This is a genomic window from Shewanella sp. SM74 (assembly GCF_025653725.1).
GTDB lineage: Bacteria > Pseudomonadota > Gammaproteobacteria > Enterobacterales > Shewanellaceae > Shewanella > Shewanella oncorhynchi.
In genome coordinates this window covers 1-16360 of the sequence record NZ_JAKKRZ010000006.1, presented here as the reverse complement: position 1 = coordinate 16360, position 16360 = coordinate 1, and the positions used below count along the sequence as shown (strand labels likewise).

Genomic DNA, 16360 nt, shown 5'->3' with positions numbered 1-16360 from the left:
ACTCTTGATTTAACAAGCATTTGATTTGACGAGCGCTTAATTTAATGAGCACAAGGTTTAGATTGTATTATGTAGTTGGGCCCAGTTCATTTCGAGTTCGGCGGCACTCATGGGCTTCGCGTAATACATACCTTGTATAGTATCAACCCCCATAGCCACTAACCTATCTCTAATCTCAAGCGTTTCAATTCCTTCAACAGTTACCTCATAGCCGAGTTTTTTGGCAATATTAATACTGGCTTCGAGGATGTATTCCGACGGTTTATCCTGCTCTAGATCCTTTAAAAAGGCTTTATCGATTTTGACTTCATTAACGGGTAAATGCTTTAAATAAGCTAAGGAAGAATGACCCGTACCAAAATCATCAATTGCAAGTCTAACCCCTAAGGCACGTATCTTTCCTAACGTCTCAACCGCCTTAGTTAAATCCGCCATTAAAGTGCTTTCAGTAATTTCGATCATCAAGGATTCGGGTGGGAGCTGGTAATAGGCTAATCTTGCAGCAATTTCTTGGGGTAAGGTTTCACTGTCAAGGTCCCGTGTCGACAGGTTAACTGCAACACACAATTGTATCCCCGCCGCGCGCCATTTTGCCTGCTGTGCTAAAACCTGATCAAGTGCCCATTGGCTGACTAAATCAATCATGCCAGCATATTCGGCTAAGGGAATAAATTCTCCAGGAGAAATAATGCCGAGTTCGTCATGCTCCCAACGCATCAAGGCTTCAACCTGAAAACATCGACCCGTGGCAATATCCTGTTTAGCTTGATACACCATATATACTTGATTACGTTGCAAACCTTTAGGCAAACTATCGATAATTTTCAGTTCTCTTAACTGACGAATATCATCATTTTGGGCATAGTATGCAATCGCGCTACGAGAATGGCGGGCTTTCTTCAGCGCCAAATCGACTCGACGTAGCATCTGACTCGTGTCGGCGTGGTGTTCTTGTAAATGCAGACAGCCGATTTGAAGCTTAACGCTGACGGGTGTGTTCTTAATGCTAAAAGGCACTTGCAACCGCCCTCTTAAGTGGACTAATTGCTCCTCAGTCAACGCTTGCTCGTAATACAAACAAAATTCATCACCATTGAGGCGTGCGATTAATCTCGGGGATAAACTTAAGCTGTTTAGGCGTTCGGCAAATTGCTTCAGCAGGATATCGCCAAACACAAAACCAAAGAGATCATTCACATAGCGAAATCGATAAATATCAATTAGCACTAATGTCCCTTGAGTCAGCGGCATCATGCCGGTAAGAGTACGTTTCAAGCCGACACGATTAACAAGTCCTGTTAGCTTATCCTTGCCCACACTTGCCGGTAACGCCTTTAATAATTCATTTAAAGTATGGTAGAGAGGAGCAAACGCTTGGGGGACAATGCCAATGTCTAAAGCTTGGCGTTCAACCTTTTGCTGCTCTAGCTGGGTACAAAGCTGTGCTAAGAATTTTTGCTGCGACCGTAAAGATCTGTATTTTGCCTGCAGGATATACAATGAAAATATCAATAAAGCGAGAGAAGCGACAACTAACCCGATTACGAACATACCTTGGCCTCTGCCATACCACGTAAGCTTTTTCTCAAATGACACGATAAAAGATATCAGCGCCATTTGAATTCCATTTAGGCCTAACGATTATTGGTAACTTTCTCTAATTGAATGGAATTTTTCCATAAACTCATCACTGGCTAAATCATCGGTCGTCACAGGTAATCCACGGGCGACAAACACACCGAGACGTTGCTCTAGTTCAGTGCCCGCTCGCAATTCACCGGTATAAAAGGCCGCTGCACGGATAAAGTCGAGATAGGTGACATGATCGGGTAGATAAGGTAAATCAGCCCAACGCTCAACCACTTCCATCACTTCGGTAGAGAAATCCCAACTTTTCAAAACAGCACGACCCAAAGGCCCTTGCATTTTACGTACGAGCGCGCGTAATTGATCAATGCTAGTGAATAAATGGGGATGCGCCTCCGCTTCTGTTAATACAGGTAAGGCGCCAATGTTATGCACGAGTCCAGCTAAGGTTAAGGTATCAAAATTTAACCGACTGGTTGAATGGCGCTTATTGTACATCTGCAGCATGGCACAAGACGCAGCGGTTACATCGATTGAGGTACGCCACACTTCGTCCATGACTTCCCACACCATTTCATTGGTGGAAATGAATAATTGCTCCATCGCCACCGAAGTGGCAATGCTTTTAATCTGGATTAACCCAATACGAGAAACCGCACTGTTGATACTTTCAGCGGGTACGCCTCGGCTATATAGCGCGCTGTTGGCGACCTTAATAATACGCGCAGAAATCGCTGCATCTTGGCCGATCACTTCTGCCACTTGTTTAAGGCTCGCATCGGAGCGTCCGACCACTTCTTGCACCCGCATCGCCACTTCAGGCAAGGTCGGTAGCACTAAGGCATCATCTTTTAGTTTTTTTAATAAACTGACTAACAGTAGATGTTCGGTAGACATCTTAACTCCCATCAATCTGTAAACATCAACATTGGATTGTTGGAGTATATCAGTTGGCTGTCATTAGATGCCTAGAAAAAACTGCAGACGTTAATAATTTGTATGATTGCGTTATCAATTTTGCCTTACTTATCTGTCTTGAACATCGACCTCAATCATCACTCAAGTTGAAATATTCCGCTCCAGTCGATCTAAGCCAAACTCACTATATTCGTAAAATGTGAAGTACTGCTAAAGTTAACTAAGGCAATTTGCATACCCCTACTTTCATTGTGTAAAATGCCGCCCCCGCGCACCGCGTCATTTATTAACCCATTTGAGAGTGATTATGTTTAAACCTGAGCTACTGTCTCCAGCTGGAACCTTAAAGAACATGCGCTACGCCTTTGCCTATGGCGCAGATGCAGTGTATGCCGGTCAGCCAAGATATAGTCTAAGGGTACGTAACAATGACTTTAAAATGGAAAACCTTGCCACTGGGATTGAAGAAGCCCATGCACTCGGTAAAAAGCTGTATGTGGTGAGCAATATCGCCCCCCACAATGCCAAGCTAAAAACCTATATCAAGGACATGGAACCCGTAGTGGTGATGAGGCCTGACGCACTGATCATGTCCGATCCCGGTTTAATCATGATGGTGCGTGAAGCGTTTCCTGATCAAGTGGTGCATTTATCCGTGCAAGCGAATGCCATCAACTGGGCCTCGGTAAAGTTTTGGCAAACCCAAGGCATCAAACGCGTGATCCTGTCACGCGAATTGTCCTTAGATGAAATCGAAGAAATTCGTCAGCGCTGCCCCGATATCGAGCTTGAAGTGTTTGTGCATGGCGCCCTGTGTATGGCGTATTCAGGCCGTTGTTTACTCTCGGGTTATATCAACAAACGCGATCCTAACCAAGGCACCTGCACTAATGCTTGTCGCTGGAAATACGATGTACACGAAGCGCAGCAAAATGACAGCGGTGACATCATTGCCATGCCAAATGCGGTGCAAATTGAAACGCCAACGACCTTAGGTGCAGGCGCTCCCACAGATCAAATTTACCTACTACAGGAAGCCAATCGCCCCAGCGAATACATGCCCGCCTTCGAAGATGAGCACGGCACTTATATCATGAACTCTAAAGACTTACGGGCCATTCAGCACGTTGAGCGCCTGACTAAAATGGGCATAGACTCACTCAAAATTGAAGGCCGCACTAAGTCCTTCTATTACGTTGCCCGTACCGCACAACTGTATCGCCGCGCGATTGAAGATGCTTCATCGGGTAAAGATTTCGACCGCAGTCTAATGAATCAATTAGAAGGCCTAGCCCACCGTGGTTATACCGAAGGCTTTTTACGTCGCCATGTGCATGATGAATACCAAAATTATGACTATGGCTACTCAGTTAGTGACACCCAACAATTTGTAGGTGAACTGACGGGAAAACGTAATCTTGCAGGATTGGCCGAAATTGAAGTAAAAAACAAGTTCTCCGTTGGCGACAGTGTTGAACTGATGACGCCGCAGGGCAATATCAGTTTGACGATTGAACAACTCGAAAATCGCAAAGCTGAAGCAGTTGAAGCCGGTTTAGGTTCTGGGCACACTGTGTATCTACCCGTGCCGAAAGAAGTCGATTTGAGCCACGGTATTTTGCTGCGTAACTTGCCCCAAGGTCAGGATACTCGCAACCCACATGAACTAGGTTAAGATCATGGCACTACTGATCGACGATAGCTGCATCAATTGCGACATGTGTGAACCTGAATGTCCTAATCAGGCCATCACTATGGGCGAAGAGATCTATGAAATCGATCCAGACCGTTGCACCGAATGTGTGGGTCACTACGACAAACCGACTTGCGTGTCTGTCTGCCCCATTGATTGCATCGACCCAGATCCAAACCGTGTCGAATCTAACGACGAATTGTTAGTGAAATTTGCCGTGTTAACGCAAAAAGCTTAATCACGTCACCTGACCGAGTGGCTATAATGCCTCTCGGTCAAATCTACCCTAATACCTGCCATAACCTGCGCAAAACAAGCCGCATAAAAAATCACAATAAAGATGCATTTAACGGTATGAAAAACCTTTAAATCGCTTAAATCCAAGCCTTTATTTCAGCATTAGTCAAAACACTACTTTAGACTGACTTCTTTTCAGCGGTGAATGTCAAAAAAGTAGCAGACGGAATTTATCACTGCTTCACAGTTTGTGATTCGGACAAAATATCGCTTGATAAATCACCACTTTTACAGACTAGGTTGTTTTAATAGACTAATAGTTATTATTTTGACGCTTATTTGTACACCTCACTCTTTAGCTAAGTAAAAAGCCATCCACGGCCAAATTGTAAATCAAGTGTTACATTTTAACCTTGTAAATTAGATACGCCTTAAGCACCGAACTGGGCAGGTTGAAAATACCTTCTACATTGAATTATGTCTCGAAGTCCGTGGAGACATAAAAAGAAAATGGAGTTCAACATGCATAAGAAACATTTAATTGCAGTCGCGGTCGCAACTGGACTTGCTTACTTCCCTGTTAACGCTAATGAATACCAAGCGAGTATAGTAAGTGTCCCGCAATCTAAAGCCATCAAAGATACTTACATTGTTGTATTCAATACCCCAAGCGTTCTTAATCTAAGTAATAACAACACCATAGCTGAATTCGCGACGAAACAAGCCGAGAGTTTAGTCAACCAATATGATGTCACTGTGATGAAAAACTTTGGCAATGTGCTCAATGGTGTACTCATCAAGGCCAGCGCCCAACAGATTAAAGCACTGCGTAAAGATCCAAATGTGAAATACATAGAACAAGATCAAATCATGTCAGTAACGCCTATGGTTGAAGCCAATGCCAATCAACCGAGTCCGACCTGGGGCATAGACAGAATCGATCAACGAAACTTGCCATTGGATAGTAACTATCACACGGATTTCGACGGCTCTGGTGTAACCGCCTTTGTGATCGATACTGGCGTGCTTAATACTCACAATGAGTTTGGTGGTCGCGCCAGCAGTGGCTATGATTTTGTGGATAATGATTACGATGCGACTGACTGTAACGGCCATGGTACCCATGTGGCAGGAACTGTTGGCGGCACTACCTACGGTGTGGCTAAAAACGTCAATCTTGTGGGCGTCAGAGTACTCAACTGTTCAGGTTCAGGTAGTAACTCTGGCGTGATTGCAGGGATAAACTGGGTGAAAAACAATGCTTCCGGCCCCGCCGTCGCAAACATGAGTTTAGGAGGAGGAGCCTCCCAAGCAACTGATGATGCAGTCAATGCCGCAGTTGCCGCAGGGGTCACTTTCGTAGTGGCGGCGGGTAACGACAACAGCAGCGCCTGTAATTACTCACCCGCACGGGCGGTAAATGCCATCACGGTTGGTTCAACCACCAGTAACGATTCCCGCTCGAGTTTTTCTAACTTCGGGACTTGCCTTGATATCTATGCGCCTGGTTCGAGCATTACGTCCGCTTGGTATAACTCGAATTCAGCGACTAATACCATAAGTGGTACCTCAATGGCAGCCCCACATGTGGCAGGCGTTGCCGCATTATACTTAGATGAAAATCCAAATCTCTCTCCCGCACAGGTGACAAACTTACTTACGACACGCGCCACGTCAAATAAAGTTACAGACGCGAAAACAGGTTCACCCAATAAATTACTCTTTTCACTTGCAAGCGATGATGGTGGCTGTGGCAATAATTGCCCCGTCGATGAAACACCGCTGCAAAATAATGTGGGTGTCGCAATCAGTGGTGCCACAGGTTCTGCGACGTATTACTACATCGATGTCCCAGTCAATGCGGCAAGTTTAGGGATCAATCTAGCGGGTGGTTCTGGTGATGCGGATATTTATGTCAGCCAAGGGCAAAAACCGACGACAACAAGCTACCAATGCCGCCCCTATCAAAATGGCAACAACGAGAGCTGTAACTTCACGACACCTACGGCGGGTCGGTGGTATGTGATGGTGCAAGGCTATAATAATTACGCCAATGCCCAACTGACAGCCAGCTATAACCTGAATGGTGGCGGAAACTGCACCGATGCAAACTGCTTAACCAATGGCGTACCTGTCACGAATTTAAGCGGGGCAACGGCAACAGAGAAACTGTATAAAATAGTGGTTCCAGCCAATAGCCAACTCAACATTGCCACCAGTGGCGGAACTGGAGATGTAGACCTGTATGTCAAAGCAGGCACTCCCCCAACGACCACCAGCTATGATTGCCGTCCCTATAAAAACGGGAACAATGAAAGCTGTTCGATTACCGTGACTCAAGCGGGAACTTACCATGTGATGTTACGCGCTTATTCGAGCTACTCGGGACTACAACTGAGTGCAAGCTACTAACTCATTGACCAAACCATACAATAAAGTTTAAATAAAAATAAGCCCACTAAGATAACAACTTAGCGGGCTTCTTTATGGAATTAGCAGTGTGTAGTCTCACTACATAACGTTAAAAGCTTGGAGATTTGGCGAGAATAATTGTCGGTTTAGCTTCAATTTGCAGACGCTCAATCACAGCGGCAAGCTTTTCAACACTAAGACGAATTGGCGCTGGCATACTGGCAAATTCGATACTTAACAGCAGGTTTTTCACTTCGAGTCCTAATTCAGTATCACCTTGAATACTCAGCTTACGCTGGAAGAATAGCGTGTCGGGATCTTCCTTCGCCGCCGCCACTAACACTAGCTCGGCAGAGTTGGCACTAAAGGTCACCTGCGCATCGGTGAGCTCTCTGACTTGCCATTTTCCATTAAAACTGACTTCGAAGGCTAAGTTTATATCTTCCACTCGAATCGCGACCCATTTATCCGTCAAAAATCCAAGCTCATCGCCAGCAGCTTGCTCGGCAAGTAAGAGTTCAAGCAATTGGCTGATGGCTTTTGCTTTGAGGCTAAACGGCATCTTAGCAAGGGGAAAGCCGATGGCTTTTGGGGTGAACTCTAAAAGTTGCTGAGCAAATTTTGCGAAAAAAACAGCGGACATAGCGGGAACCCTACAAGAATAAAACATGATATATCCCAGTTTATCGGGATTTTATGATCTTAAACCTGTTTTAAATCAATTCATCGCCATTCAATCTTACCTACACTCAGCGGCTATCATTTTATCGGGAGCATCACTATGGAGCTGTTGTGTCCAGCAGGAAATCTGGCCTCGCTAAAGTCGGCATTACATGCCGGAGCCGACGCTGTGTATCTAGGGTTAAAAGACGACACCAACGCGCGCTCGTTTGCAGGATTAAACTTCACCCCCGCAAAATTGCAAGAAGCCACTGAGCTGACGCAAAAGCACGGCAAAAAAATCTTTTTGACCTTAAATACTTTTCCAAAGCCCGGTGAAGAGCATCGTTGGTATCAGGCTATCGATTTAGCGGCAAAACTAGGTATGGATGCATTAATTGTCGCCGATCTTTCTTTACTCGATTATGCCCATAGGCACTATCCAAACCTGCCACTGCATTTATCGGTGCAAGCCAGTGCGACCAATCTGGGGGCGCTGAGCTTTTATAAGGAAGCCTTTAACATCGCCCGAGTAGTATTGCCACGGGTGTTATCCATGAAACAAGTACGGGATCTTGCTAAAGTCAGCCCAGTGGACTTGGAAGTATTCGCCTTTGGTAGTCTGTGCATTATGGCCGAAGGGCGTTGCCAGCTGTCATCCTATGTAACGGGCCAATCGCCCAACACAGGTGGATCTTGTTCACCAGCAAAACACGTACGCTGGCAAGAAGAAGGACAGAACAGATTAACCCGGCTCAACGATGTATTAATTGATAAATCGGCCCTCGACGAACAAATGGGTTATCCCGTGGTATGCAAAGGCCGTTACATCACAGCAGATCAAGATTCGCCGCAATATTTACTCGAATCACCAACCAGTTTGAATACCTTAAGCTTACTTCCAGAGCTAGCCAAAGCTGGCATAGTGTCGCTGAAAATCGAAGGACGTCAACGCAGCCCCGCCTATGTTGAACAAGTCACTCGAGTATGGCGTCAAGCCATAGACACCTATCTAAATAATCCAGCGCTGTACTCACAAAGCCAAAATCAACCCCATTGGGAACAAGCCCTAGCGAAAGTATCCGAGGGTCAGATCACTACGCTTGGCGCCTACGAGCGCGATTGGCAATAAAAGGTAAATAGAGAGCAAGATTGACAAAGGACACCTTATGAAGATTTCCCTAGGACCACTGTTGTATTGCTGGCAGAAACAGCAAGTCGCTGACTTTTACCAGCAAGTCGCCGCCAGTCAAATTCCCTTAGTGTATTTAGGTGAGGCGGTTTGTAGCCGCAGACGCGAACTCAAGTGGGGCGATTATCTAGAGCTGGCGCAAATGCTCAAGCAGGCGGGTAAAGAAGTCGTGCTTTCAACGCTGGCCTTAATCGAAGCGCCATCTGAATATACTGAGCTCAAACGCCAGGTCGATAACGGTGAATTTATCGTCGAAGCAAACGATATGGCGGCAGTGTATCTTGCTAAAGAGCGTAAGTTACCCTTTGTCTGCGGCGCGAGTATCAATAACTACAATCGTGCTAGTTTAGACATTTTACAGCGGTTTGGAATGCAAAGATTTGTGATGCCAGTGGAGCTATCTAAGGCTTGGTTACAACAAGTGATTCAAGAGCAGCCATCATTTGAGGTGGAAGTGCTCGGCCACGGCTATTTACCACTCGCCCATTCAGCGCGCTGCTTTACCGCTAGACACAAACAGCTCACGAAAGATCATTGCGAAACGGTATGCCGTGAATACAATAAAGGACTACTCGCGCAAACCCAAGAGCAGCAACCTTTACTCAGGCTCAATGGAATTCAAACCCAATCCGCTAGCTGTTTAGATTTACGCAGTGAAATAGCGGCAATGACACAAATGGGGGTCGATGTGTTTCGAGTATCACCCAGTAGTCTTGACTGCATCACTAAAGCCAATGCTTTGGTCGATACGATTCAAGCGACTAAAAATACTCAGGATTTTTCGATGAATAGCAAACTTGGTACAACCCAGTGCAACGGTTATTGGTTTGGTGAAGCGGGCCTTGCTGTGCATGTGAATCCATAGCCTAAAGCTGAAGATAAGCCTAAATTTAAAGATAACTCAGCCAATGATTTTGGGATCTTGGCTGAAGCTTAACTGGCTAAAAAGCAGCACACTTGTCCAACACAATAAACTTCCCAGTCCAATCCATTCTAGTAGGGCTGGCCACCACAAAGTAGGACGCGGCAGTTGCAATACCATCTCCTGATAAAACGGTCTATCACCTTCGGTCAAGCCTAAATTGAGCTGTGGTGCATACAGAAACGTCAACATGCTACATAAGACTATTAACGCCAACAACCCAGTCCAACGGCCAAAGTTAGACTTGCCGAAACAGACCAAGGCTAAATAGAAGATCGAACTCAAACTCCCCAGATAGAAAAACCATTTCAGCCCAAGAACATGCAAGTGATACACGTTCACCGGAAATAATCCCACGCTCGCTAAAGCCAGAAAAGTGAGAGCCAAACTGATAAAGAAAGGGTATCCCCAGCAAGAAGTCACCTGCTGCAAAGAAGACAAACAATAGAAAACGAGGCTTAAACTGCCAAAAAACAATCCACCGTTAAGAATGACAGCGAAAGACGAATGACCATAAGTCCCTAATTCACTTAGGGTGTGATTCAAAAAATTGAAGCGATGGAATTCAGAATCATCGAACCCCAAAACAGTAATAACAATGCCAATTAAAAGCCCAAAGATCCCCAAAAAACCAAACTTAATGGCCAGTGTTGAGCCGCCTTTAATCGTAACCTTCTGTACTTTTGCGATCATGAATACTAGAGCTGGATGGGAGTAATACTAACTTACATGGAAATGAGAAGATTTAAAGCGGCGGGTATCCGCTTTATGAATAATATTTTTACTTTCATCGTTATTTGCGACTTTTTAGTCAATCACAAAAGCATCAAGATAGTGGAGAAGGTCACTTTTAGAGATAAGTCGATTTAAAGGCTTATCGCATAAAAATGTGTCCTAGTACCCAAGACTCCTTAACATTACCGCGATATGCACAACAGGTTCTCGTCAACGCTATATAGCCAGAGTTATCTCTATTGCACTTTCAAATCGAACAGAAAACCAGCCAACATGGCAGTAGCGCTAAAGTTGCTGATGTTTTTTTGTGCAGAAATAACATCTAGATAGTTTCACACACATCAGTAAACAAGTAATTAACCAGTCGTTAACCAACCTAAGGTAATTGATTGTAAGGCCATGTTTAATAATGATTTTACAGTAATAAAATCCAATATAACCACTCTTAATTTATCGACAACTAAAGTAAAATAACTATGCTGTTTTGCTGCTTATATCAAACTAACTAGCGAATCGTTTTACATAGAGAAGCTAAGCGAGTAATCTTCCCCATTCTCGTTTTTGAGTTGAATTTAAATGCACCTTAATTAGCGTCGACAGCTTGTTACGTGCGGCTATTTATTCAAATTTACCATGTACGACTCGTACTTTAAGGTGTACAACATTGGCTACTGAAAATAAAAACCGAAACATTAAGACGATACTCACCTTTATCGTCCCTTCGCTGATTGGTCTGTTGTTATTTATGACCCCTATCAGCTACAACGATGCGATCACAATTCCTATCGCTATCATATCTAAAGCACTGCAAGGCGCATTGAGCGGTGTGCTAACCCTCATAGTGACTATTATTGTTGTGACTACGGCGCTGGCCTCTTTACTGTCAAAAGTGTTTAAGCCCACATTCGTTACGCAAAATCACTTCCTTAATGGTTTATTGAATGTCAGCCCTATGTGGTTGACGACTCGGATCTTAGGTGCAGTGTTTATCGTACTGACTTACTTAGGTTTAGGTCCAGAGATCATCAACTCCTCGAGCACTGGCGCATTAGTCTTAAACGACTTATTACCTGTGTTGTTCTCGGTATTTATCTTTGCGGGTATGTTACTGCCGCTGCTGCTGAACTTCGGCCTACTCGAGCTCTTTGGCACACTCTTAACGAAAGTCATGCGTCCCGTGTTCAATCTACCGGGTCGTAGTGCTATCGATTGTATGGCCTCATGGTTAGGTGATGGCAGTGTCGGCATTTTGCTGACCAGCAAACAATACGAAGCCCGTTTTTATACCCAGAGAGAAGCCGCAGTTATTGGTACAACCTTCTCGGCGGTATCGATTACCTTCAGCTTAGTGGTGATTTCACAAGTTAAGTTAGAGCATATGTTTGTGCCCTTTTATTTGACTGTGTGTCTCGCCGGTTTTGCCGCCGCTGTGATTGTGCCTAAGTTGCCACCATTATCGTGGAAGAAAGACAACTACATAGATGACACACCACGCATGCCAGATGATGAGCTGATCCCTGCTGGACATGGCGCCTTATCTTGGGGCTTTGATAAAGCCTTAGAAAAAGCCGCCAGTGCCGGTGGCATAAAAGCTGTCTTAAATGAAGGCATTAAAAACGTTGTCGATATGGTATTTGGCATTATCCCTGTGGTAATGGCCATTGGTACGCTGGCACTGATTATTGCCGAGCACACGCCCATCTTTAACTATCTGGGGATGCCGTTTATTCCATTACTCGAATTACTGCATATTCCAGAAGCCACTGAAGCCTCTAAAACAATCGTGGTCGGTTTTGCGGATATGTTTATTCCGTCAATCCTTGCCAGCTCAATTGAATCAGATATGACCCGCTTTGTAATTGCAGCCTTATCTGTGACTCAGTTGATCTATATGAGTGAAGTCGGTGCACTGCTTATCGGCAGTAAAATCCCCGTCAACTTCGTTGAGCTTTTCGTGGTGTTTATTCTACGCACCTTAGTGACACTGCCTGTTATCGCAGGTGTAGCGCATTTATTGTTCTAACATTACGCTAGTTTGGGCCTAACGTAGGTTTTAATGTAAGTCCAACAAGCGTTCCAAAAAAGGGGAGTCAGATTAACTGACTCCCCTTTTTGTACTAACTCATACACGAACTGGCTGATTTGATTATACAGCGTGACTTAATCGTACAATCTCCACTCGACACCACACAACTCACTTTTGGACAGAAACGAGTCAGAGTTAAGGCTCTAAAGATGGATAGTGGGATTAGGAAAAGTATGCTGATCAATTAAAGTTTACACTGACCCCACATATTATAAATATAAAAGTATTAGCTTCTTCTAATTTCGCACCGCTGAGGTTTAGCGCTAAAAATATGAGACAAACAATCATCAGCATTGTTCGTTTCGAGTTAAACCCTACATCATTGTCGATTTTTTATCTAAATTTATTCAAATCCATTCTTACAACCTAAGTATGAATAATGCGCATAATCGATAAGCCATATAACGCCTCGCCCTGCGGTAAATTTGTCCGACACAAGCGCTATGTTATGCATTGCTACCATCCGAGGCAATAATCGTGGGTGGCCATGTTTTATTGGATCAACTACTTTGGCATAGCCAACGCTTATCAAGGGTGCGTCGATTTAGACCATTGGATCCGTCGTCGAGTGCGTATGTGCTACTGGCGTCAGTGGCGAAAACCGCGGACTAAGGTACAAAACTTACTTAAACGTGGCGTCAGGATCCAAGCAGCCGTTGCCTGTGGGATCACAAGCAAAGGGCCATGGCGAAGTTCGAAAAAACCAAGGATACAGCAAGCGCTGAGTAACGAGTATCTTAAGAAAGCAGGACTATATTCACTGAGAGATGGATGGATCGCAGTTCATTACCCTAACCAAAAAGCAGGTTAGGCGTTCTAAATGAACCGCCCTGTGCGGAGCCGCATGCAGGATGGTGTGGGGCTGGAGGCTAGATACCTCCGGCTATCCGATTATATGAATTCTTTAGCGTCTATTCTTACGTTTTGAAAGTTTTGTCGCTTTTCTCTTATTAGCTTTTTTATTATTTTTATTTTCTGGTGGTATACTTTTCCCAAAAATTTTCTTCTCATTTTTTTTGAGTAATTTTGAATCAGTATAAAATGTATCTACGGTGAATGCAGAGGTACTATTGCTATAGAACCACCTTCTGTCTATTACTCTACTTTTTAAATGCCCCTGCAGTTGAATTGGGTTTTCAAACTGTCTAATTAAATCATCTGCAGAAGGAGTTTCAGACTCCCATAAACTATAAACTGCATTTTTTTCTAGAACTCTTTGCTTTCCTTTGCTCTTGGATACTACTGCGTTTATATGGCCTGAGGTTAAAAATCGGTTAAGTGATGATGCGTCTGTAAAATAAACATTTTTGTATTTTCCTTTCCAAGAGAAAGGCATGCAATTAAGGATTACTGGCACAACATCATAATCAGAAATATTAATTCCAAAGTGCTCTTTTATAACCTCTGGATAGCTAACCAAACCATTTACTAACCTCTCGATTTGTAATACATTTTCATCCATAAATTGTTTTTTTCTATACGATAGGACAATATTTGAACCTGATAACGTTCTATTTTTACACTCAATGACAAATAACTTATCATTTAAAATAAATACAGCATCATATTCATACTCGTGCAAGCCACGCTTGAATTTAAAACCTTGGCAATTATTAGATAATTTAGTTAAATCATTTATTGTGTCACTTTCAAAATCATAACCTTTATTGCTCACAACAATTTCTAAAGAAGACATTCTCGATAGAATTAACACAGTTAAATTTGAATTTAAAAATGAATGTAAAAAGATGTAATAATTGTCATTATTAAGCTTAAGTAAAGGGCAGTCAAAGAAATCTCTTGAGTCACGACCAAAAGTCACAATATCTATAAATATTCTTGTTTTTTCTCTATCCAATCCTGATTTCGAAAAATAACCTTCAAGCGTTTTTATACTAATAACATTCTGTTGATTGTTATCTTTAATAAAATTACAAATATATTTTAAGCAGGAATACGCTTTAATCCACTCCAGTAACCTTAATCCATTATATAGCTTTTCATCTTCAATTAAGTCGAAGTGAAATATATCCTGTATTGCTTGACCTGTAGAAATTTCATCTATTGAGAGATAAAAACCATCTTTTAAATCTTTAATATCAGAGACAATCAGTTTTTCTAGCTGTTTAATGTGGAGCATTTCAAAGTAATTTTGAAATATTTTTTTATTTAAACGTTGATTTGCAATTGAATCAAATATCTCAAAATCAGTTTCTTCTCTAACAAAGTGAAATGATTCTTTTACTCCACCATTAATTCTTGCATCTTCGGGAACATTATCACCAACGCAATGAAAAACTTGACCACCAAAAAGCAAACACCTTGTCCCCATATCCTCAACAGCCTTCCAGGACATAGCAAATAGTTGGGTAGAGCCAGCTTTAAATTTATCATTATCCGTAACGGGGGTCTTATCTGGCATAATAATTATTCCATCAACATATGAATTATTTTTATAAGCCAATAAGCTAATTATTAATGATAACGAAGTTGTTAATTTTTCAATTGCCACATCAGGATCAAAGACATTACCAAAATCGTCCTTTAGTAAAAATGACCCTGAGTTCATAGCTGATTTCGCATCCCTCCGATTGTTAATTAACTCTTCGGATTTTTTAAATATTTCCTCAAATTCTTCTTCAGCTCTTCCAATGTGTGCCCACACTTGTTTTTCATAGCTTATTTTTTCAATTTCACATTCAGATAACACGTCGCTAATATTGTCAAATATAGCTTCTGTTGCGCTAATTATTTTGCGTTTAATATTTATATAAGAAACAGATTCATGTAATTCATTTTCTAAAAGAATTTCCTCAAGATTTACAAAAAATTTTTCTCGTTGTTCTCTTTTTTTGTTTTTATGTATATATATATTATTAGGTTGCTCAATAGCTTTTCCCAATAAATCAATACAACTTTTATCGTCTAGTAAGTTACTACTTAGATACTCTGAAAACTTATTTGTACCGTAGCTAGTAAGTTCTTTTACAATCTGCGTAATCATGTTCACACCCGAATAAGTATTCATATAACTACCGCCTAAACGGCGAGCAACTTGTTGCGCGTCCAGCGGCCGCAGGCCACGATGTTTAAGGCGTTTGTGTACACCCAGCATGGGCATGAACTAATGAGGTGTAAGTCCTCTGTAGGAAGATCACCGTTTAGATAACTGTTTGTTATTAAACTCTAACAACTAGCGAATGGCAAGGGCTTTTCCGTGAGGACTGGTCCGGAGGAAGCCGCTAGCAAATTTGCGAGCTGATGAACAAGCACATCATATGAGGCACAAGCTAGAGGTGCGTTGGCAGGGTCTCCCCCACGAAGTAAGGGGACAAGACGACGAATCCACGTGATCTAATGGCCACCGTAAATGATGCAGCAGTGCAAAGAAAGTTCATGTTCTTATCTGGGGAGATCKGCTTAACACGCGATCGGTCAWTAACCAGTAARGCTCTGGTTTATAAGTGCCTTGGCCTTTCAATTTCATCGACTGAAAAGAGCGAACCAGATGAAAAACGATAGCGCATGACGGGGCAACTTGGTATAAAAATTAGTGGGGTCAGAGTAAACTTTATGAAACTCACTTTTGGACATTTTCGAGTTAGGACTTTTGCTCTAATGACAACATTTAAGATTACCAAAAGTATGAAAAAGCTCTAAACCTGTGGCCAGTTTTACTTGACCATATATGGACGCCTCAGCTTTTACAACACTTTTGAATGATTGGTTCACTACCATATATTCGGCGTCTAAATAGGCTTTTTACCCGCGCCATGATGTAAATCCGAAACCTATTACCTTATCACTACATCGGCATTTAATGCCTTGGTCAAGTCAGGCTCTAATAGGTACGGTTGACCGTTTATTCATCAGTGCATGTAAACTTTTACGTGATGCTTAACGTCTTACGCAAACGCT

Annotated in this window: 11 protein-coding genes and 1 pseudogene; 7 read left to right on the top strand and 5 right to left on the bottom strand. The window is 42.8% G+C overall.

Features of this window, described 5'->3' with window-relative positions; all coding sequences use genetic code 11:
* Positions 1–57: 57 nt before the first annotated feature.
* Both L5M49_RS07935 and L5M49_RS07930 read right to left on the bottom strand, forming a co-directional pair.
* Positions 58–1551 (bottom strand): putative bifunctional diguanylate cyclase/phosphodiesterase, encoded by a 1494-nt coding sequence (locus tag L5M49_RS07935; protein WP_263265858.1) that lies wholly within the window; start codon positions 1549–1551, stop codon positions 58–60.
* 90 nt (positions 1552–1641) lie between these two features.
* Positions 1642–2484: an HDOD domain-containing protein gene (locus L5M49_RS07930; protein ID WP_028761421.1), complete on the bottom strand. Its 843-nt coding sequence runs from the start codon at positions 2482–2484 to the stop codon at positions 1642–1644.
* 328 nt (positions 2485–2812) lie between these two features.
* Here L5M49_RS07930 and yegQ point away from each other — a divergent pair, with 328 nt between their 5' ends.
* The 3 genes from yegQ (at position 2813) to L5M49_RS07915 (ending at position 6847) form a co-directional block, all read left to right on the top strand.
* The gene (yegQ, locus tag L5M49_RS07925) at positions 2813–4180 is read left to right on the top strand and encodes a tRNA 5-hydroxyuridine modification protein YegQ (RefSeq protein WP_263265789.1); all 1368 of its coding nucleotides are present in this window, start codon (positions 2813–2815) and stop codon (positions 4178–4180) included.
* Positions 4181–4184: 4 nt separating this feature from the next.
* Positions 4185–4436 (top strand): YfhL family 4Fe-4S dicluster ferredoxin, encoded by a 252-nt coding sequence (locus L5M49_RS07920; protein ID WP_006082676.1) that lies wholly within the window; start codon positions 4185–4187, stop codon positions 4434–4436.
* 521 nt (positions 4437–4957) lie between these two features.
* Positions 4958–6847: a S8 family peptidase gene (locus L5M49_RS07915; RefSeq protein ID WP_263265788.1), complete on the top strand. Its 1890-nt coding sequence runs from the start codon at positions 4958–4960 to the stop codon at positions 6845–6847.
* Between the two features lie 109 nt (positions 6848–6956).
* Here L5M49_RS07915 and L5M49_RS07910 read toward each other — a convergent pair whose 3' ends face one another.
* Positions 6957–7490, bottom strand: coding sequence for an SCP2 domain-containing protein (locus tag L5M49_RS07910; RefSeq protein WP_263265787.1), 534 nt, complete (start codon positions 7488–7490; stop codon positions 6957–6959).
* A gap of 138 nt (positions 7491–7628) precedes the next feature.
* Between L5M49_RS07910 and L5M49_RS07905 the strand changes: the two genes are divergently transcribed.
* Both L5M49_RS07905 and L5M49_RS07900 read left to right on the top strand, forming a co-directional pair.
* Positions 7629–8639, top strand: coding sequence for a peptidase U32 family protein (locus L5M49_RS07905; RefSeq protein WP_113939322.1), 1011 nt, complete (start codon positions 7629–7631; stop codon positions 8637–8639).
* 37 nt (positions 8640–8676) lie between these two features.
* A complete protein-coding gene (locus L5M49_RS07900) occupies positions 8677–9564 on the top strand; it encodes a U32 family peptidase (RefSeq protein WP_263265786.1) in 888 nt (295 codons plus the stop codon).
* Positions 9565–9600: 36 nt separating this feature from the next.
* Here L5M49_RS07900 and L5M49_RS07895 read toward each other — a convergent pair whose 3' ends face one another.
* A complete protein-coding gene (locus L5M49_RS07895; protein ID WP_173497516.1) occupies positions 9601–10314 on the bottom strand; it encodes a hypothetical protein in 714 nt (237 codons plus the stop codon).
* Positions 10315–11020: 706 nt separating this feature from the next.
* Here L5M49_RS07895 and L5M49_RS07890 point away from each other — a divergent pair.
* Both L5M49_RS07890 and L5M49_RS07885 read left to right on the top strand, forming a co-directional pair.
* Positions 11021–12379, top strand: a complete 1359-nt coding sequence (locus tag L5M49_RS07890) for a YjiH family protein (protein ID WP_173243401.1) — start codon at positions 11021–11023, stop codon at positions 12377–12379.
* A gap of 559 nt (positions 12380–12938) precedes the next feature.
* Positions 12939–13253, top strand: a pseudogene (locus L5M49_RS07885) (group II intron maturase-specific domain-containing protein); the annotation flags it as partial.
* 93 nt (positions 13254–13346) lie between these two features.
* Here L5M49_RS07885 and L5M49_RS07880 read toward each other — a convergent pair.
* The gene (locus L5M49_RS07880; RefSeq protein ID WP_263265785.1) at positions 13347–15557 is read right to left on the bottom strand and encodes a hypothetical protein; all 2211 of its coding nucleotides are present in this window, start codon (positions 15555–15557) and stop codon (positions 13347–13349) included.
* Positions 15558–16360 lie beyond the last annotated feature (803 nt).